This is a genomic window from Curtobacterium sp. ME-Dv--P-122a, assembly GCF_030209645.1.
Classification (GTDB): domain Bacteria; phylum Actinomycetota; class Actinomycetes; order Actinomycetales; family Microbacteriaceae; genus Curtobacterium; species Curtobacterium flaccumfaciens.
On record NZ_JARVRO010000003.1, the window covers coordinates 155,758 to 173,713 of the forward strand.

18 protein-coding genes are annotated in these 17,956 nt (G+C 73.4%); 8 read left to right on the plus strand and 10 right to left on the minus strand.

Features of this window, described 5'->3' with window-relative positions; translation table 11 throughout:
- Positions 1 to 6: 6 nt before the first annotated feature.
- The 5 genes from QRN49_RS03130 (at position 7) to QRN49_RS03150 (ending at position 3,760) form a co-directional block, all read left to right on the plus strand.
- A complete protein-coding gene (locus QRN49_RS03130) occupies positions 7 to 561 on the plus strand; it encodes an RNA polymerase sigma factor (protein WP_284753918.1) in 555 nt (184 codons plus the stop codon).
- Positions 558 to 1,253 carry an Asp23/Gls24 family envelope stress response protein gene (locus tag QRN49_RS03135; RefSeq protein ID WP_259532203.1) on the plus strand — a complete coding sequence of 232 codons (696 nt, stop codon included), beginning with the start codon at positions 558 to 560 and terminating at the stop codon, positions 1,251 to 1,253. Before QRN49_RS03130 ends, QRN49_RS03135 begins: the two co-directional genes overlap by 4 nt.
- Positions 1,250 to 1,558 (plus strand): hypothetical protein, encoded by a 309-nt coding sequence (locus QRN49_RS03140; RefSeq protein WP_284753919.1) that lies wholly within the window; start codon positions 1,250 to 1,252, stop codon positions 1,556 to 1,558. The genes QRN49_RS03135 and QRN49_RS03140 overlap by 4 nt, the downstream gene beginning before the upstream one ends.
- 219 nt (positions 1,559 to 1,777) lie before the next feature.
- On the plus strand, positions 1,778 to 3,055 hold the full coding sequence (locus QRN49_RS03145; protein ID WP_284753920.1) for an NAD(P)/FAD-dependent oxidoreductase: 1,278 nt from the start codon (positions 1,778 to 1,780) through the stop codon (positions 3,053 to 3,055).
- Positions 3,056 to 3,070: 15 nt separating this feature from the next.
- Entirely contained in the window at positions 3,071 to 3,760 is a 690-nt protein-coding gene (locus QRN49_RS03150; RefSeq protein ID WP_152376640.1) for a hypothetical protein, read from the plus strand.
- A gap of 36 nt (positions 3,761 to 3,796) precedes the next feature.
- Here the strand turns inward: QRN49_RS03150 and QRN49_RS03155 are convergent, their stop codons facing one another.
- Positions 3,797 to 4,156: a UBP-type zinc finger domain-containing protein gene (locus QRN49_RS03155; RefSeq protein ID WP_111022178.1), complete on the minus strand. Its 360-nt coding sequence runs from the start codon at positions 4,154 to 4,156 to the stop codon at positions 3,797 to 3,799.
- A 140-nt stretch (positions 4,157 to 4,296) separates the two neighbouring features.
- Here QRN49_RS03155 and QRN49_RS03160 point away from each other — a divergent pair, with 140 nt between their 5' ends.
- A complete protein-coding gene (locus QRN49_RS03160) occupies positions 4,297 to 4,956 on the plus strand; it encodes an acetolactate decarboxylase (protein ID WP_284753921.1) in 660 nt (219 codons plus the stop codon).
- A gap of 33 nt (positions 4,957 to 4,989) precedes the next feature.
- Here the strand turns inward: QRN49_RS03160 and QRN49_RS03165 are convergent, their stop codons facing one another.
- Both QRN49_RS03165 and QRN49_RS03170 read right to left on the minus strand, forming a co-directional pair.
- Positions 4,990 to 7,857 carry an ATP-binding protein gene (locus QRN49_RS03165; protein ID WP_284753922.1) on the minus strand — a complete coding sequence of 956 codons (2,868 nt, stop codon included), beginning with the start codon at positions 7,855 to 7,857 and terminating at the stop codon, positions 4,990 to 4,992.
- A 179-nt stretch (positions 7,858 to 8,036) separates the two neighbouring features.
- The gene (locus QRN49_RS03170; RefSeq protein WP_284753923.1) at positions 8,037 to 9,998 is read right to left on the minus strand and encodes a LuxR C-terminal-related transcriptional regulator; all 1,962 of its coding nucleotides are present in this window, start codon (positions 9,996 to 9,998) and stop codon (positions 8,037 to 8,039) included.
- 261 nt (positions 9,999 to 10,259) lie between these two features.
- Here QRN49_RS03170 and QRN49_RS03175 point away from each other — a divergent pair, with 261 nt between their 5' ends.
- Together QRN49_RS03175 and QRN49_RS03180 are read left to right on the plus strand one after the other, a co-directional pair.
- The gene (locus QRN49_RS03175; protein ID WP_284753924.1) at positions 10,260 to 11,315 is read left to right on the plus strand and encodes a Dyp-type peroxidase; all 1,056 of its coding nucleotides are present in this window, start codon (positions 10,260 to 10,262) and stop codon (positions 11,313 to 11,315) included.
- On the plus strand, positions 11,312 to 12,118 hold the full coding sequence (locus tag QRN49_RS03180; protein WP_284753925.1) for a family 1 encapsulin nanocompartment shell protein: 807 nt from the start codon (positions 11,312 to 11,314) through the stop codon (positions 12,116 to 12,118). The genes QRN49_RS03175 and QRN49_RS03180 overlap by 4 nt, the downstream gene beginning before the upstream one ends.
- 168 nt (positions 12,119 to 12,286) lie before the next feature.
- On the opposite strand, the gene QRN49_RS03185 is transcribed toward QRN49_RS03180, so the two are convergent.
- The 7 genes from QRN49_RS03185 to coaBC all read right to left on the minus strand — a co-directional run bounded on the left by QRN49_RS03185 (position 12,287) and on the right by coaBC (position 17,930).
- Entirely contained in the window at positions 12,287 to 13,159 is an 873-nt protein-coding gene (locus tag QRN49_RS03185; RefSeq protein ID WP_284753926.1) for an aggregation-promoting factor C-terminal-like domain-containing protein, read from the minus strand.
- 298 nt (positions 13,160 to 13,457) lie between these two features.
- Entirely contained in the window at positions 13,458 to 13,913 is a 456-nt protein-coding gene (locus QRN49_RS03190; protein WP_027466277.1) for a MarR family winged helix-turn-helix transcriptional regulator, read from the minus strand.
- Between the two features lie 176 nt (positions 13,914 to 14,089).
- Positions 14,090 to 14,740 (minus strand): GntR family transcriptional regulator, encoded by a 651-nt coding sequence (locus tag QRN49_RS03195; protein WP_111022186.1) that lies wholly within the window; start codon positions 14,738 to 14,740, stop codon positions 14,090 to 14,092.
- Between the two features lie 175 nt (positions 14,741 to 14,915).
- A complete protein-coding gene (locus QRN49_RS03200; RefSeq protein WP_284753927.1) occupies positions 14,916 to 15,383 on the minus strand; it encodes a DUF1810 domain-containing protein in 468 nt (155 codons plus the stop codon).
- Entirely contained in the window at positions 15,380 to 16,171 is a 792-nt protein-coding gene (locus QRN49_RS03205; RefSeq protein ID WP_181440425.1) for a YqjF family protein, read from the minus strand. Before QRN49_RS03205 ends, QRN49_RS03200 begins: the two co-directional genes overlap by 4 nt.
- Positions 16,168 to 16,566 (minus strand): DoxX family protein, encoded by a 399-nt coding sequence (locus QRN49_RS03210; protein WP_284753928.1) that lies wholly within the window; start codon positions 16,564 to 16,566, stop codon positions 16,168 to 16,170. The genes QRN49_RS03205 and QRN49_RS03210 overlap by 4 nt, the downstream gene beginning before the upstream one ends.
- A 95-nt stretch (positions 16,567 to 16,661) precedes the next feature.
- Positions 16,662 to 17,930 (minus strand): bifunctional phosphopantothenoylcysteine decarboxylase/phosphopantothenate--cysteine ligase CoaBC, encoded by a 1,269-nt coding sequence (coaBC, locus tag QRN49_RS03215; RefSeq protein WP_284753951.1) that lies wholly within the window; start codon positions 17,928 to 17,930, stop codon positions 16,662 to 16,664.
- Between the last annotated feature and the right edge of the window lie 26 nt (positions 17,931 to 17,956).

Consider the following 17,956-nt stretch of genomic DNA (forward strand, 5'->3'; position numbering starts at 1 on the left):
GAACGCGTGCAGCACCAGTCCCTCGCCGAGCTCGACGACGCGGTCCTCGCCGGCCGGTCGTCCGACGGCGACGTCCGGGCCTTCGAGGTCCTGATCCGTCGCCACACCCCGCTGCTCCGCGCCTACGCCCGTCGGACCCTCGGTTCCACCGACGAACTCGACGACGTCGTGCAGGAGACCTTCATCACCGCGTGGGACCGCCTCGACTCCCTCGAGGACCTCGCACGCGTGAAGTCGTGGTTGATGCGCATCCTGAGCCGGAAGTGCCTCGACCGTATCCGCGCGCGGCGCGTCCACGACGACGTCACCGAGCTCGAGGTCGCCGCGCCGGCCGACGACGCACCCGACCGGGTCGCCGAGGCGCGCTCGCGCGAGGACGCGGTCGAACGTGCGCTGGCCGAACTGCCCGAAGCCCAACGACGGTGCTGGATCATGAAGGAGGTGCTCGAGTACCGGTACGACGAGATCGCCGCCGAACTCGACCTGCCACCCTCGACGGTCCGGGGACTGCTGTCCCGAGCGAGGAAGAACATGATCCGACTCATGGAGGGATGGCGATGACCGACCACGACGGCATCCGGCCGGACCTGCCCGACAGCCCGGAAGCACTCGACGCCCTCGAACCCGGTGACCTCGACGGCCACTCGATCGACGAACTCGCCGACTACCTCGACGCCGGCATGCAGCCGGCTGACCCGAGCATCGACGACTCGCCCGCCTGCCAGAACGCCCTGGCCGCGATCATCCGCGTCCGGCACGCGTCGCTCCGCTCGCTCGAGGCGGCCGCGCGCGACGAGGCCCCGGCCGACGAGTCCTGGATCAGCGGCGTCCTGGCGAACATCTCGATCGAGTCCCGCTCCGGTCGCGACGTCCCGCTCCGCCCCCTGTCCGAGACCGAGCGCCCGGTGATGACCGAGGGCGCCATCCGGTCCCTCATCCGCCGCACCGGCGACGAGGTCCCCGGCGTGCTCGTGGCCCGCTGTCACCTCGACGGTGACGTCACCGAACTCGCGTCCCCGATCCGGGTGGTCGTCGAGATCGCGATCGCGTCCGGACCGTCGATCCCGGCGACCGCCGAGCTGGTCCGCGCCGCCGTGGCCGACGCCCTGGCCGAGCAGACCGACCTGCTCGTCGAGGCGATCGACGTCGTCGTCCGCGACCTGCTGCCGGACCCCGAGCCCGGCACCGACGAAACAGGCACCGACGAAACAGGCACCGACGAGCCCGGCACCGACCCGGAGGAGGCCCGATGAGCACCACCGACGAGACCCTCGCCGCGATCGAGGCCGCCGTCCTCGAGGTCCCCGGGGTCACCGACCTGTACCGCTCCCGCCCGACGGTCGCGAGCGCCGTGCAGGCGGTCCGCAGCATCGCCACGAGCACCGGACCGCTCCGGATCGTCGTCGATGACGACGCCCTTCGCGTCGTCATCGGCACCGACGGCTTCCGCCCGGCCCCCGAGGTCGCCAGCGCCGTCCACGACGTCGCCCTGGCGACCGCCGCAGCACACGGCCTGGCGCTCAGCCGCGTCGACGTGCGCGTCGCGCGGGTGGGCTGACCGCGACCACACACCGGACGGGAGGCCCGTGGCGACACCGCCACGGGCCTCCCGTCCGCCGTGGGCGCAGCTGATCCCGCCCGACGCGACCCGACGCCGCCTCCGGTACCGAAGGAGACCCTCGCAGGACCACGTGCAGCGCGCCGGCAGTCCGTAGCGTGCTCGTGAGGGCGCGGCAGCAGTTCCGCACCGATCGTCGTCGCACGGACCGGAGGAACCATGGAGACCGACGCCGCCGTGGTCCCGTCCCGTCGCGTCCGCGTGTACGGACGGCCGTTCGACGCGGACTCCTACGCCCTGCGGGACTTCCTGTCGCGCTCCGTGGTGCAGTTCGACTGGTTCCCGGTCGACGTCGGTGGTGCCGTACCCGGCGACCAGGTCGCGGCCGCCGACCGGGTCGCTCCGTCGCGGCTCCCGCTCGTGGTGTTCCCCGACGGCACCGAACTCGTCGCACCCACCCTGCGTGAGGTCGCCGACCGGCTCGGGTGGATCCACGCACCGCGCCGCCAGGAGTACGACCTGTCGATCTACGGTGCCGGACCCGCCGGGCTGTCCGCGGCCGTGTACGCCGCCTCCGAAGGGCTCGACGTCGTCCTGCTCGAGCGGGACGCCGTGGGCGGACAGGCCGGTTCGAGCAGCCTCATCGAGAACTACCTGGGGTTCCCCGAGGGCATCGCCGGGGCGGACCTCGCCGAGCGCGCCCGGGAACAGGCGGTCCGGTTCGGCGCCGAGCTCCTCGTGATGCGCGAGGGGGTGCGCGGGGTCTTCCACGACGGCCGCATCCACGCCGACCTCGCCGACGGCGGCCACGTCGTCGCCCGCGCGAACATCTGCGCGACCGGTGTCGAGTGGCGTCGGCTCGGGCTGCAGCGCGAGCAGGAGCTGCTCGGCTGCGGTGTCTACTACGGTGCCGGGACGAGCGAGGCGGACGGCTGCGCCGGCGAACAGGTCTTCGTGGTCGGCGGGGCGAACTCGGCGGGCCAGGCGGCGATGAACCTGTCCCGTTCCGCGGCGCACGTCACGATGCTCGTCCGGGGAGCGTCACTGTCGGCCACGATGTCGGAGTACCTGAGCGCCAGGATCGCGGCCGCACCGAACGTGACGGTCCGGACGGGCTGCCAGGTCTCGGCGCTGTACGGGGACACCCGACTCGAGTCGATCGAGGTCACTGACGGCGACGGTGCCACGGTGTCGCTGCCGACCACACGGTTGTTCATCTGCATCGGTGGACGACCGGACACGAGCTGGGCCGAACAGACGCCGATGGTCCGCGACCGGCTCGGGTACCTGGTCACCGGCCCGGACCTCGACGCCGTCGACGGCTCGCTCGAGCACTGGCCGCTCGAGCGGCGTCCGTTCTGGCTCGAGACGAACGTGCCGGGGTCCTTCGCAGCCGGGGACGTCCGCGCCGGGTCCGTCAAGCGCGTCGCCGCAGCGGTCGGCGAGGGCGCCATGGCCGTGACCTTCGTCCACCGCCACCTGGCGACGAGCGACTGACCGAGGAGCCCCGTGATGCCCGACGAACCCGACACCACACTGCCGACCGCCGCCGAGTCGATCACCTCCCTGGACCGGCCGACCGCCTTCTTCAACGCCCTGATGACCGAGCACTTCGTCCTCGAGAGCGCGCGGAGCATCACGGTCAGTGAGTCGAGCAGCCGCTCCTCGCTGTACCTCACCACGCTCTCCAGCTCGCTCGTCGCCTTCGGGTTCCTCGCGCACACGCCCTTCGCGCTCGGGTTCCTCGGCGCGATCATCCCGGTGATCGTCCTGCTCGGCGCCTTCACCTACGAACGCCTCGTCGAGACCTCGCTCGAGGACGTCGCGGCGCTCGCCGCGATGCAACGGATCCGTCGCTACTACGGTCGGCTGCTGCCCGAGGCCGACACGTACTTCCCGATGCCCCGCGGGCGGCACGCGGCGAACGAGCTGCTCGACATCGGCCGGGCCCCGTCGTGGTACCGGCTGCTGTTCACGATGTCGTCCGCGATCGCGGTGGTGAACTCGATCGTCGCCGGCGCCGGGGTCGCCATCCTGGTCGACCAGCTCGGCGTCGACGACCCGGGTTCGATCGTGTGGGGCGTCGGATCGGCGGTGGTGCTGGCCGTGGCGCACCTGTCGTACCAGGTCCGGTCGCACACCACGATGCACGAGGTGATCGCCCGGTCGGAAGCGCTCGACACCGACCGCAGGCTGCCCTGACCGGTCGCGGACGGCCGCGACCGGCCGCGACCGGTGTCAGCGTCGCTCGGCCAGCTGCTCCGACCAGTCGCGGGGGAGCCGGTCGGCCGGACCCGGCACCGACTGGGTCGTCGGGTGCGCCTGCGGGTCGGCGAGGCGGGGTCCGTCCACGAAGTCCTGCGCGACGAAGTCCCAGAACCACCCCTCGCCCGGCTCGAACGACTGCATGACCTCGTGCCCGGTGACCGCGAAGTGCGCGGTGGCGTGCCGGTTCAGGGAGTCGTCGCAGCAGCCGACGTGCCCGCAGGCGGCGCACCGACGCAGGTGCACCCACCACGAGCCCGTCGCGTCGCACTCCACGCACCCCGTGCCGGACGGGGGGACGGACGGGGAGACCATGGTCGCGCGTGCACTCATGGTCCAACCGTGCGCCGCGGACCCACCGGAGCGCTTGAGTCAAACGGCGCTGGTACCGCGCGGGCGGACTTCCTACGGTCGAACCGAGGCCGGACGAGGAGTGCGTGGTGCGGGAGACGACGGATGACAGGACCACGTCCTTGACGACCCTCGCCACGTGGGCGCGGCAGGTCGTCGACGATCCTCGGCACCGACGACCGGCCGTCCACGTCCCGGTCGCCGTGGCCGACCTCGGTCGGCTCGGCACCCTCGGGCTCGGAGCGCTCAACGGCACCGGCACCGGCGCCGCCGATGGCCTCGTCGTGTTCGATCGCCGGTGCTTCCGGATGCTGCCGGACGGCGCCGCAGCGGTCGCGGACGCGGAGGACCCGGTCGCGTTCGCGGTCGTCTCGACGTTCTCGCCCGACCTGGTGGTGACGGTCACGTCGGTCGCCTCCGTGGCCGACCTGGAGGCCCGGATCGCCGCCGTCCTGCCGCCGCGCGACTTCGCGGTGGCCGTCTCGGTCGACGGCGTCTTCGACGAGGTCCGGACGCAGCACGGCACGACCGGGACGACCGTGCACCGCGCGGTGGCGGGTCGTCTCGTCGGCTTCCGGACGCCGGGCCCGGGCGGGGTCCGTGCCGACCTGCACCTCGGGTTCCTCGACGTCACCCGCACCCGCGCCGGCGCGCTCGCCGGGTTCGCGGGGTTCTCCGGGCGGATCGAGCTCGGCTTCTCCACCGCGCCGCACCTGGCCGTGCGTGCGCTCGGTGCCGGGTTCGACGACGACCTCGATGTGACCCAGCGTGACCCGGTGTGACCCGGTGCGGCCCGACCGGAAGTCAGCCGGAGTTCAGCCGGAGCGGTGCTGCCGGAACCGCGCCGCGAGCTCCCGGCGGGAGGCCACGCCCCACTTCGCGTAGACGTGCCGGACGTGGCTCGTCACCGTGTGGGTCGAGATGAACAGGTCGGACGCGATCTGCTGCGTCGTCAGGCCGGCGGCGACCCGTTCGACGACCTGGGCCTCGCGAGCGGTGAGCCCCGGGAGTCCCGAGGCGCCCGACGCAGCGGGGTCGGCGGTGGCCGCCCGGACGGTCACGCCGACGCCCCGCAGGTGCCGCCGCGAGCGTTCGGCCTCGCGCAGGGCACCCGCACTGTCGAACAGCGTGGTCGCCTCCCGCCACACCTCGACGGCCGCGGGCACGGAGCGCCGCCGCAGGGCGCTCCCGAGGTCTTCGAGCGCCGCGGCGAGCACGAGCCGGCGGTCGACCCGGCGCAGCCGCTCCGCCGCCGCGCCGAGGTGCTCCACGGAGTCGTGGACGAGTCCGTGCACGTGCAGCCAGGTCCCGCCGCACAGGTCGTTGTCCGGGTTCGCCGTGGCCCGGAGCCGCGCCACCCGTTCGATCCGCTCGAGTCGGTCCCGTCGGCCCCCACGGATCGCGATGCGCGCGAGGTGGACGTCGTCGGCGAAGTCGGCCGGGCTCGACATCGACGCGATCGGCTCCTCCAGGCTCCGCCACGCCACCTCACTGCGGTCGACCGCGGCCCGCACATCGCCGTGTGCGTCCGCTTCGAGCGCCAGCAGCCACGAGCCGGAACGTGCGAAGGCCGGATCGGCGTGCAGGGCCTCGGCGAAGTGCCGCGTCCGGTCGGCCGCTGAACGGTCGCCCTGCAGCAGCGCCGTGCGGAAGAGGACCGTCCCGGCCGTGAGCGCCGCGAACTGACCGAGCTCCAGGTCCTCGGCCAGGTCGAGGACCGACTCGGCCGACGTCTTGGCGTCCTCCAGGCGGCCCTGGTCGAAGAGCACCCGCGTGCGCAGCATCATCCAGGCGGCAGACGGGCGGGCCAGGTGGTTGCGACGGGTCTCGATGGCGTTCGCCTCGGCGATGCGTCCGGCTCGGTCGGTGTCGCCGAGCGCACCCGCGAGGAACGCCACCCAGAGCCCCTCGGGCAACCAGGTGCTCGACGAGCCCCCGGTGGCAGCGATCCGGCTCATCGCCGACGTGATCGCCTGCGTCGCGTCCGCGAACCGGCCCTCGTTGAAGGCGAGCACGGACGCGCTGGCCTCGAAGGTGGCGACGGCGACCGGGTCCGCGTCACCGTCGACCGTCGCCCGGGCCTCCCGCAGCGCGGTCGCGAGGTCCGCGTGCCGCCCGGCCTGGGCGAGGTTCAGCGCGCGGACGGCGAGCAGACGGGACCGCACACCGGCGCTCACGCCGGGCAGGGCCAGTGCGGACTCGACCGTTTGCAGCGCTTCCGGCGTCGAGCCCTCGGTCTGCAGCCGCGCCAGGGTGAGGTGCAGGCGTGCATCGTCCTCCGGGGCGAGGCGGCCCTGCAGGTCGTCGAGCAGCGCGCGGGCCTCGGCCGTCCGACCGCTGTGCCAGAGCAGCGGCAGGACGTCGACGACGATGCCGGGCAACGCCGGGGTGCCGTGCGCGACGTCGGCGGCGCGGAGGGCGAGCGCGCCCGCCTCGGTGGGATCCGTGCTCGCGAGGTCGATCGCCACCGTGCGCAGGACCTCGGCGGCCCGGACGTCCCCGCGCTGCGCCACGGTGGCGATGCGCGCGGCGATCGAGACCGGTGGGACACCCTGCCGCAGGAGTTCGTCCACCGCTTGCCGGAGCAGGTCGTCGCGGACGGCCGCGGGGACCATCGACTCCGCCGCCTCGCGGAGGACGTCGTGGCGGAACGACAGGTCCGTCCCGTCGTCGACGAGCACCCCCGCCTCGATCGCTTCCTGCAGCCCGGGGAGCAGTCGCTGCACCGGCTGGTCGAGCATCGCCGACAACGACCGCACCGAGAATGAGCGTCCCAGGGTCGCTCCGACCTGCACGAGCTGCTGCGTGGGCTTCGACAGGCGTCGGAGGCCCTCGCGGATCGACGCACCGAACCTCGCCGGCAGCGCGGCGCCCGGCATCGTGGCGACGCCGTCCACGATCGCCAACAGGCCCTCGTCGACGAGCCCGCGGACGAGTTCGGCGACGAGGATCGGGATGTGCTCCGTCCGGCGCGCCGCACGCAGGACCGAGCCGTCCGGCGTCGCGCCGACCAGGTCGGCGATCATCGCGGCCGTGGCCTGTTCGTCCAGCGGATCGAGGTCGACGATCCGTCCCGTCGCGGCGAGCTCGTCGACGATCGCCGTCACCGGCGGGTCCTGGTGCTCGGTCCGGACTGCGACGACCCAGAGCACGGGGACGTCGGCGAGCCGACGAGACAGCGATCGGAGCACCGCCAGGGTCGTCGTGTCGCACCACTGCAGATCGTCGACGACGACCACGACGCCGTCCGACGCCGCGGCCCGCTCCAGGTCGTCCTGGAGCTGCTGGAGGAGCCAGTACCGCGCCTCCGGGTCCAGCGTCACCGCGCTGAGCCGGACGCGGTCGGAGATCGGCCGGGGCCCGGCGCCGAGCGCGTCCATGATCGGTGCGAGCGGGATCAGACGTGCGTCGCGGTCCGTGCGACCGACGGCCACGCGGAGGCCGACCGCGGTCGCCTGGTCGACGACGTCCTCGAGCAGCCGCGATTTGCCGACCCCCGCTGCTCCGCGGACGACGAGCACGTCACCGGCACCCCGTGCCAGACCGACCAGGGCATCGGCGACGACGGCCTGCTCGATGCTCCGGCCGCGGATCGGCAGCCCGCTCCGGGGCACGGCGGACACCGGCACGGAGACCTCGTCTCCGCGCGGGAGCAACTCCTCGTCCGTCAACACGGCGGCCACCAGTCCTCGTCGGTGGCTGGAGTCTACGAACGGACCGCGGGCTCGCGACGGGCCCTGCCGTTACCCCGGCGACGAGTTCCGATGACGTTCCAGGATCGTCCGCCCGGGGTGTCGCGGGTGGTGGCCGGGGCATCCGGGGCCCGCGGGGCGGGCGGCCGGCGAGGGTGTCCCTGACAGGGTCACGTCCGGGCGTCGTCCGTTCCGTCGTCTCCCAGTCGCAGGAGTGCATCCCGGAGTCCGGCCCGTGTCGTCACGCCGAGCTTCGGGAACAGCCGGTACAGGTGCCCGCTCACGGTGCGCGGGGAGAGGTACAGCTGCCCGGCGATCTGCTTGTTGGTCAGCCCGGCCGCGGCGAGGGACGCCACACGGCGTTCCTGTTCGCTCAGGTCGACCGCCTCCAGCGCCGTCGGCACCGGACGGGCGGCACCGGCTGCGCGCAGCTCGCGTTCCGCGCGGGCCTGCCAGTCACCGGCACCGAGCACCTCGAAGGCGCGCGCCGCCATCCGGAACTGGCCCCGGGCCTCCAGGGCGTGCATCCCACGACGCAACCACTCGCCGTAGGCCAGGCGGACGCGGGCCACCTCGAACGGCGAGACGTCGCCGTCGACGCTGGCCAGCGCGTCCTCGAAGAGGGCGCGGGCACCGTGCGTCTCGTCGACGACCGCTCGGCAGGCGAGCAGCACCAGGGAGCGGCGCGGGGTCGGCTGGTCGGCGAACGCCCGTTCTGCCCGGGCCACCAGCGCGGCACCGTGGTCGGCCAGGCGGAGCCGCGCAGCCGACTCCACCGCGTCGAGCAGCTCGATCGGTCCGTAGCTGCTCTCGAGCCACCGCCCCGCCCTGCCCGGTCGCGTCGCCGAGCGGCTGTAGGCCTCCTCGAACCGTCCCGTCGCGACGTCGAGCGCGGAGCGGGCGTGCTCCGCAGCCCGGGCGACCAGCGGCGTGCCGTGCTGCGCCGCCCACCGTGCTGCGCGGTCGGCCTTCCGTGCCGCCTGCTCCGGCTCGCCCTGCACGGAGAGCACCAGTGCCTGCAGCGCCTCGGTCAGCGCGACGAGCGTCCCGGCCTGCCAGCGCTCGGCCGCTCGGTGCACGTGGTCGAACGCCGCCCCCGCCGCGTCGAGCCGCCCAGCCTGGTAGTGCGTCACAGCGGTACGGCACGAGCTGAAGTAGCCGAGGAGCCCGGCGTCGCCCGCCCGTCGGAGCGCGGCCTCCACGTGGTCCCGGCGCGGATCCGTCGAGTCGAGCAGCGTCCACGCGATGTGCAGTGCCACGGCCTTCCACGGTTGCGTGTCGGCAGCGGATGCGTGCACCTCGCGGTACAGCGCGGCACGCTCGTGCTCGGTCCGGCCGGATCCGTCCACACAGTCCTCGACGAGCCGCAGCACCGGGTCGAGGTCACGGTCCGCGGTCAGCGCCAGCGCCTCGCCCCACCAGGAGTCGTGTCCGCCGAGGTAGCAGAGCACGTGCAGCGTCGCGACCAGGACGTCGTCGGTGCCCGCCCGGTCGGACTCCCCGAGCGCGGCCAGGACGCTCCGCCTGCCGGCGTGCACGTCACCGGACCGGACCGCCCGGACGAACTCGACCGCCGCCACCAGCGACGGATGCGGTCGTGTGCCCCGGCGGACGACCCGTTCGGCCTCGGTGTCGACGAGACCGAAGTCGCCGGTGAAGGCCGCCGTGACCGTGACGGAGACGTCGGCCGACGGCAGTCGGGTGCCCGATCCGGCCAGGGCCCGGCCCTCGCGCACCGCGACCACCACGACCGTCCCGAGGTCCCGCGCCAGTGCGGCGAGCAGGTCCTGCAGCACGGTCCTGGCGTCCTCGTCGAGCGCGTCGAAGTCCTCGACGAGCACGACGCTGCGGGTGGGCCCCGGTGCCCCGGCGTCGTGCGCCCGGACGAGGGCGAGCCACGGGGCCAGCGACGCGGCCTCGATGACGGGGTCACCGCCCACCGCACGCCACCGGACGACCGTGTGGCCGTCCGCCCGGGCGGCGTCCGTGATGTCCGCGAGTGCCCGTGCCCGGGCGGACGCGTCCGGTCCGGTGACGACCACGAAGGGATCGGTGCCGCCGGACGGCGAGCGCAGCGCCCGCCCCGTGCCGTCGTCGTGCGCCGGTCGTGCGTCCGAGATGCTGATCGTCATCGTCGCTCCTGGATCGTCGGTCGTCCGCCGCCCGGGAGGCCCGTGGCGGCTGCTCCGGACGCTAGCGACGACGACGCGGTCACCACATCACCCCGTGGTCGCGCGGGCATCCCCCCTTGCGGAGCGGGTCATCCGACTCAGGCGTGACGGGGCACCGGGTGGCGATGCTCGACGGGAGACACCCCACGGCACCGAACCGCACCGTCAGGACGGCTGCGGAGGAAAGGCGGACACCATGGCCTCCGTCCACGGCGCACCCTGATGCCCGGCGCACCGGGCAGCCGCGTCCCCATCGACGCGCAGAGCGTCGACGCACCGCTCTCCCGTTCGGCGGTGTTCCTGACTCTCGATGTCGGGCCGGACGACGACGACCTCGATGCCGTCCGCGACGTGCTCAGCGACCTCGACGGCCTGCTCAAGACGGTCGGGTTCCGCGACCTCGACGCGCACCTGTCCTGCGTCGTCGGGATCGGGGCGGTGGCGTGGGACCGGTTCTCGCCGCATGCCCGCCCGGACGCGCTGCACCCGTTCCCCGCCCTGGCCGGACCGGTCCACTCGGCGCCGTCCACCGGGGGAGACCTGCTCTTCCACATCCGGGGTGAACGCACCGACGTCTGCTTCGAGTTCGAACGCCTGCTGCTCGCCGCGCTCGGGGACCACGTCACCGTGGTCGACGAGGTCAGTGGCTTCCGGTACTTCGACACCCGCGACCTGCTCGGCTTCGTGGACGGCACGGCGAACCCGGTCGCGCAGGACCTGGCAGCCTCCGCACTCGTCGGCGCGGACGACCCGGACTGGGCCGGTGGCAGCTACGTCGTCGTCCAGAAGTACCTGCACGACCTGGCGGCGTGGAACGCCCTCGGGACGGACGCGCAGGAACGCATCATCGGCCGGTCGAAGTCGGACAACGTGGAGCGGGACAGCGCCACCGAGGTCCGGCCGTCGCACAAGTCGCTCGCGACCATCGTCGACGACGACGGGGTCGAGCACGACGTCCTCCGCGACAACATGCCCTTCGGTCGACCCGGCAGCGGGGAGTACGGCACCTACTTCATCGGCTACAGCGGTGCGCTCTGGGTGCTCGAACGGATGCTGGAACGGATGTTCGTCGGCGATCCTCCCGGGACGTACGACCGGCTGCTCGACTTCTCGCGTGCGGTCACCGGGGCGACGTTCTTCGCACCCGCTCGCGATCGTCTGGTGGACCTCGCCGCGCTCGCGACACCACCGTCGCCGTCCGTGGTGGCGGCTCCCGACGCCACCGGTCCCGGTCTCGGCATCGGTTCACTCCGCAGCACGGAAGGGCACACGCCATGAACCACCTCCTCCGCGAACTCGCGCCGTTCGGTGCCGACACCTGGGCGGTGCTCGACGCCGAGGCCCGTGACCGACTGGTCCCGGCGCTCGCCGCGCGGCGCATCGTCGACTTCGACGGCCCGCGCGGCTGGCAGTGGTCGTCGGTCGACCTCGGCCGCACCGACGCGGTGACCGGCGGGGTCGCAGACGGCATCACCGCACGGCGCCGCCGGGTCCTGCCGCTCTGCGAGGTCCGCGCGACCTTCACCGTCGCGCTCGAGGAACTCGTGGACTCCTCCCGCGGTGCCACCGACGTCGACCTGTGTGACCTCGACGCGGCCGTGCTGCGGCTCGCGGCCCACGAGAACCGGGCGACGCTCCGCGGGTGGCCGGAGGGCGGCATCACCGGAGCCGGACACGCATCGACCCAGCCCGCACAGTCGCACGACGGCTCGCCGGCGTCGTTCCGGGCCGCGGTCACCGCTGCGGTCGCCGCACTCCGCGACGTCGGGGTCGCCGGGCCGTACGCCCTGGCGTGCAGCCCCCGTGACTGGGCGGACATCGTCGAGACCGACGACGCCGGCACGCCCCTGCGTGAGCAGCTCGAGGGCATCACCGGCGGTCAGGTCGAGCGGGCGCCCGGCATCGACGAGTCGCTGCTGATCAGTCAGCGAGGCGGGGACTTCGTGTTCACCGTCGGCGAGGACCTGGCCCTCGGCTACCTGGGCCACGACGCCGTCGACGTCACGATGTACGTCGAGGAGACCTTCGCGTTCCAGGTGAACACCCCCGAGGCGTCCGTCGTCCTCCGCCGGTCATTCTGAGGAGTAGGCGCGACGAGCGGCGCGTCGCGCGGGTCCGTTGCCCACCCGCGCCGACGTACGCGTCGCGCGGGTGGGCTGACCGCGACCACGCAACGCAACGGGAGGCCCGTGGCGGATCAGCCACGGGCCTCCCGTCCGTCTGCCGGTCGCCGTCGCGACCAGCGCCGATCAGTAGAAGTTGTTCGCCTGCGAGTGCCCCCACGCCGCGCACGGGGTGCCGTACGCCGAGCTGATGTACTGCAGGCCCCAGGTGATCTGGGTGGTGGCGTTGGTGCGCCAGTCCGCGGCGATCGTGGCCATCTTCGAGCCGGGGAGCGCCTGCGGGATGCCGGTCGCGCCGCCGTTCGCGTTGACGGCCTGGTAGTTCCAGCCGGACTCCTTGGTCCACAGGTTGTCCAGGCACTGGAACTGGTCGGCACCCCAGCCGTACTCCGACGACGCGAGCGAGCTCGCCGTGGCCTTGGCACCGGAGACGGTGTTGCCGGCGGCGAGCTTCCGGGCGGCCTCCGCTGCCTCGGCGGCAGCCTTCCGCTCGGCTGCGGCCTTCGCTGCGGCCGCGGCCTTCGCGTCGACGTCCCGCTTGTCCTGCGTGGCGCTGGCCTGGGCGACGTGCGTGGTCGACGCGACCGTCGTCGAGATGCGGTTCGTCAGGGCAGCGCCGGACAGGTCCGGGTAGTCGCTCAGGGCGTCGACGCGCTGTTCGAGCGCCGAGGTGTCGACCTTGTGGTTCGCGGTCTGCATGACGGTCTTCGCCGTGGTGATCGTGGCGGCGGCCTGGGCACGGTCGAGCGCGGTGCCGCGCAGGGCGGGCTCCGCGGTCGCCGAGGCGCTCGGGGTGCCGGTCGGCATGCCGAGGGCCTCGCCGATGGCGGGCTGCGTGCCGACGGTCAGGGCGCCACCGGCGACGGCCAGGACCGCTGCGCCGCCGGCGATCAGCGTCGCGCGGTGCCGCAGGGCCCGACGCATCCGGCGGGTGGGGGTGTTCAGGGCTTCACGTCGGGTCGAGGCCGTCGTGGTGGGGAGCTCAGGGGTGTGTCGCATCGGTTCCGCAGGTCGGCGGCTCGGTGGGGGAGGGACTCCTGCTCGCGCGACCGAGGTCGTGCGGGCACGCCGGAGGCTGGCGGTGTCGGTGACACCGTCGGCGACGACGAGGAGTCCTCGAGCCGGTGAGGACCGGACGGTGGTGTGGGGCCCGTCCGTCCGCCGGGAGCAGCCGTGGGGTGGCCGCGGTCAGGCGGAGCCGACACCATGACCGGTCAGACTGGGCAGCGCGTCCAGGAACGCTGGCAGAACGGTCCGTCCACCACGTGGTAACGGTTCGGTAACGGTCCTACGGGGCCTAGAAGGTGTGAGGTTCCTGGGCGTGCTCGCCCTGGGCGACACGCTCGAGCGCGGCCAGGGCGCCGGCGATCGCCTGGACGTCCGACTCGTCGAGCTCGGCGATGAGTTCGGCGACGATCCCGGTGCGGTTCGCGCGGGCCTGCTCGACCGCCTCGATGCCCTCCGGTGTGGCCGTCACCATGAACGCCCGGCCGTCGCGCGGGTCGGCCTCGCGCTGGATGAAGCCGCGCTGCTCGAGCTCGGTCAGGATGCGGGTCATCGTGGGCTTCGTGACCACCTCGATCCGCGACAGGTCGCCGGGGCGCAGGGGTCCGTGCCGCTGGATCGACGCGAGCGCCGACACGATGCCGTACCCGAGCGAGGCCGAGTCGGTGCGGGCCCGTCGGTTGATCCGACCGACCGCGGCGGCCAGGCGTGCGGCGACCTCGGTGCGGTCCGTCGGGCGGGGGTTCATGTGCTGCTCCGGGTGCCTGGTTCAGGTGGTCGCCAGCGATGCTATCGGTCCGCGCGGCCCCGGGACTGGGAGCGTCACGCGCGTGGCCGGGCCACCGACCGGGAGGCCCGTGGAACGTCGACCGCCCGCCTCGCGTGCGCGAGACGGGCGGTTCCTGTACGCGGGTACAGGTGGACTCAGTGCTTCTCGCCCGGCAGCTGGTGGATCGCCTCGGTCGCGAGCTCGGCCGCGACGTTGTCGCCGGACTCGGTCGCCGCCCGGAGACGCCGGAAGTCCTCGGTCATCCGGTCCCAGTCGACCAGTTCGTCGAGGTTCGGCAGTCGCAGCCGGAACGCCAGGCCGTCCATCGTGTCGCGGCAGACGCGCTGCAGGTTCTCGTTGCCGCACTCGGCGACGTACAGGCCGAAGACGTCGAGGGCGTCGTGGTTGACGGCGGCGACCTCGTGGGCCTCGAGCTCGGTGATCGTCTTGTCGAGCTGGGCCAGGATCTTCTTGCGGCTCGCCGAACCGAGGCGCGGGACCGCGAGCCGGACCACGCCGCCGAACAGCACGCCGAGGGTCTGCATCGCTTCGATGACCTCGGCGGGGTCCGGCGTGGTGACGCGGGTGTACCGGTTCGGGGCCATCTCGATCAGGCCGGCCCGGGACAGCTGGCTCAGGGCCTCGCGGATGGGCGTCCGGGAGACGCCGAGCCACGAGATGAGCTCGTCGTCGTTCAGTCGTTCGCCGGGGAGCAGGGTTCCGTCCATGATCGCGTCGTGGATCTTGTGGCGGACGGTGTCACGGAGCAACTGGTGCTCGGTCGGGGCGCTGCGGGGGACCGGCATGCGTTCTCCTTCGGGGGCGGCGGCGTCGGGGCGCCGGGCGAACGGGCACGGTCGACATCGCACGTGCTCGCATCACCGTACCTGATATGACAACGGCGTTGCGGTCGGCTCAGCGCGTGTCAGTGTCGACGTTCAGATGCCGGTCACGCGTGTCGGGCGTCGTGCGTCGCGTGCGTCACTCGCGACCCGAGTGCTCCTCGAGCATGCGGACGGTGGCCGGGTCCTCGGCACCGTCGTACCAGCGGTCCAGCACGGCGACGAACGGCTGTGGGTCGGTCGCGACCCGGGCGAAGAGCGTCATCGACGACCGGAGCTTCACCGAGTCGATGCCCCCGAGCAGGGCGTCGGCGGAGTGGGCGGCAGCGTCGTGTGCGACGTCGGCCGCGGTGAGCAGACGGGGCCCGAGCACCGGGTGCGTCAGGTAGGCGCGGGCTTCGTCCACGCCGGTGATCGCGTAGCGCACGGCCGTGGCGCTCCGCCCCAGACCGGCCAGCTGCGGGAACACGAACCACATCCAGTGCGACGACTTCCGGCCCCGACGGAGTTCGTCGAGCGCGACGTCGTGCACACCCTGCTGGGCCCGGACGAAGCGGTCGAGGTCGAACGGGTCGTCGGCCGGTGCGTGGGGCTGTTCGTGCGTCACCGGACGACCCCGCCCCAGCCGTACCGGACGGTCGTCCCGTCGACCACGAGCAGGGAGTCCGGCGCCCGGTCGAACAGGCCGGGCATGCCGACGGCGTCGGGCAGGTCGCCCTCGAGCCGGTCGAGCGTGGCCGAACGGGTGGTGAGCACCGGGTGCTGCCGCTGCCAGAAGAGGGTCTGCGCCAGGTACCGCGCGTGGATGCCGGCGCGGGTGGTGAGCTCGGCGGCCAGCGGGGTGTCGACGACCTCGCCGGCGGTCACCCGCACCGAGGCCGCGTGCTTCGGCCGCACCGCACCGGTCGGGCGTTCCTGCCGGAGCGACCGCGCCCACCGCACCGGGTGCAGCACGCGGGTCGGGTGCCGGACGGATCGGTGCGCCACCGCGTCACCGCGTCGACGGGAACGTGCATGGGCGAACGTGTACGGCACGCCGAGCAGTGCGTGCGCGGCCACGATGGCAGGCACGTTCGCGGTGTCGACCGTGCGGTAGGTCACCCCGCGCCGCCCCTGGTCGTCCACCGTGAGGACCTCGATCGTGACCTCGGTCATGGTGCCGAGCCGCCCGGCAGAGGGGAACGGTGGCACCCGGGTCTCCCGGAACACGTACGCCGACAGCCCCACCCAGGCGCTGCCGTCGACCACGTCCGGACGGGTCCCGCGGGGGACGAGCCGCTGCAGCGACGCCGGGTCGTGCCGCCAGTGCGCGAACACGATGTCCTCCCAGGCGTGCTGGGTGACCGGGCGGTGCAGGAGCGGCACCGCCGCGCGGGTCCACGACGGCTGGGTCACGGCTTCGGTGCGTGCCGACCGACGCGCATGCTCCAGAGGACCAGCGGCAGCTGCAGGGGGAGCCGCAGGACCCCGATCAGCCGCATCGCCCGGCTCGAGCGGGGATGGTCGAGCAGGTCGTTCGCCATCTTGAGGTTCGCCGGGAACACCGCCGCGAACAGCGCAGCCGCCGCCCAGCCCGAGGCACGCCGGGTGGGGTGGAACGCGAGCCCGGCGGCGATGCCCAGCTCGGCCACCCCGGAGGCCAGCGTGGTCAGCCGCGGGGGCAGGGCCTCCGGCACGATCCGGTCGAAGTGGGTCGGGCGCAGGAAGTGCATGGTGCCTGCCGCGCCGAGGGCCACCGCCAGGATGGTGGCCGTGCGGTTGGCACGTCGGATCCGCTCACGTCGTCGCATGTGCCCCATCGTGCCCGCTCGTCCTCGGAAGCAGCCGGAGACGCTGCTCACGTCAGTGCACATCCACGTCAGTGTGCGTTCACGTCAGTGTGCATTCACGTCAGGGCGGTCGCGACGAGGTCGAGGACCGCCGTCGCCACCTCGGCCTTCGTGCCGGAGGTCTCGCGGACCACCTCGCCACCGGGCACCAGGACCTCGATCGCGTTCTCCTCGCGCTCGAAGCCGGCCGACCAGCCGACGTGGTTCACGACGAGCAGGTCCGCGGGCTTCCGGCTGATCTTGGCGCGTCCGAGCTCGATCCGCGCGTCCCGGTCGGGTTCGGTCTCGGCGGCGAACCCGACGATGATCTGCCCGTTCCGCCGTGCCGCGACGAGGTCGGCGAGCACGTCCGGGTTCCGCACCAGCTCGAGCGTCATGCGCTCGCCCTGCGCGTCCTTCTTGAGCTTCTCGGTGCGTACCTCGGCCGGCCGGTAGTCGGCGACGGCGGCGGTCATCACGACGACGTCCGCTTCGGTGGCGGCGGTGTGCACGGCCTCGGCGAGCTCGAGCGCGGACCCGACGGGCACCACGGTCGCGTCCAGCCCGGCGGTCAGCGAGCCCTCGACGTTCGCGGCGACGAGCGTCACGGACGCGCCACGACGGACGGCGTCCGCGGCGATCGCGATGCCCTGGCGGCCGCTCGAGCGGTTGCCGACGAACCGCACCGGGTCGAACGGCTCGCGGGTGCCGCCCGCGCTGACGACGACGCGGACGCCGGCCAGGTCGCCCTGTTCACCACGGGCCCCGGTGCTGGAGGCGGTGCCGGTCTCCGCACTGCGGCGGCCGGCCGGTGCGGGGTGCTGGTCGAGCACGGCGAGTGCCGCGGCGACGATGTCCTCGGGCTCCGCCATCCGACCGATGCCCGCGTCGTCGCCGGTGAGCGCGCCGACGACCGGGCCCACCATGTGGACGCCGCGCTCGCGCAGCGTGGCGACGTTCGCACGGGTCGCGGGGTGCTCCCACATCTGCGGGTGCATCGCCGGGGCGACGACGACGGGTGCCTCGGTCGCGAGCAGCGTCGTGCCGAGCAGGTCGCTCGCCAGGCCGTGCGCCATCCGCGCCAACGAGTCGGCGGTGGCCGGTGCGATGACGACCAGGTCGGCCCGGCGACCGAGTGCGACGTGGCGGACCTCGGCGACGTCGTCCCACACGCTCGTGGTGACGGGGTTGCGGCTGAGGGCCTCGAGCGTCGGCAGTCCGACGAAGCGCAGGGCGCCCTCGGTCGGGACGACGTGCACGTCGTGGCCGCGCTTGACCAGGTCGCGGACGACCCCGACGGCCTTGTAGGCGGCGATGCCCCCGGTGATCCCCACGATGACGGTCAGGGCGCGCTCTGCTGCTGCGTTCACCT

What these genes read in the sequence shown, in the direction of transcription:
- QRN49_RS03135 (WP_259532203.1), top strand. Translation starts at nt 558, where the DNA reads ATGACCGACCACGACGGCATCCGGCCGGACCTGCCCGACAGCCCGGAA.
- QRN49_RS03140 (WP_284753919.1), top strand. Translation starts at nt 1,250, where the DNA reads ATGAGCACCACCGACGAGACCCTCGCCGCGATCGAGGCCGCCGTCCTC.
- QRN49_RS03145 (WP_284753920.1), top strand. Translation starts at nt 1,778, where the DNA reads ATGGAGACCGACGCCGCCGTGGTCCCGTCCCGTCGCGTCCGCGTGTAC.
- QRN49_RS03150 (WP_152376640.1), top strand. Translation starts at nt 3,071, where the DNA reads ATGCCCGACGAACCCGACACCACACTGCCGACCGCCGCCGAGTCGATC.
- QRN49_RS03155 (WP_111022178.1), bottom strand. Translation starts at nt 4,156, where the DNA reads ATGAGTGCACGCGCGACCATGGTCTCCCCGTCCGTCCCCCCGTCCGGC.
- QRN49_RS03170 (WP_284753923.1), bottom strand. Translation starts at nt 9,998, where the DNA reads ATGACGATCAGCATCTCGGACGCACGACCGGCGCACGACGACGGCACG.
- QRN49_RS03175 (WP_284753924.1), top strand. Translation starts at nt 10,260, where the DNA reads ATGCCCGGCGCACCGGGCAGCCGCGTCCCCATCGACGCGCAGAGCGTC.
- QRN49_RS03180 (WP_284753925.1), top strand. Translation starts at nt 11,312, where the DNA reads ATGAACCACCTCCTCCGCGAACTCGCGCCGTTCGGTGCCGACACCTGG.
- QRN49_RS03185 (WP_284753926.1), bottom strand. Translation starts at nt 13,159, where the DNA reads ATGCGACACACCCCTGAGCTCCCCACCACGACGGCCTCGACCCGACGT.
- QRN49_RS03190 (WP_027466277.1), bottom strand. Translation starts at nt 13,913, where the DNA reads ATGAACCCCCGCCCGACGGACCGCACCGAGGTCGCCGCACGCCTGGCC.
- QRN49_RS03195 (WP_111022186.1), bottom strand. Translation starts at nt 14,740, where the DNA reads ATGCCGGTCCCCCGCAGCGCCCCGACCGAGCACCAGTTGCTCCGTGAC.
- QRN49_RS03210 (WP_284753928.1), bottom strand. Translation starts at nt 16,566, where the DNA reads ATGCGACGACGTGAGCGGATCCGACGTGCCAACCGCACGGCCACCATC.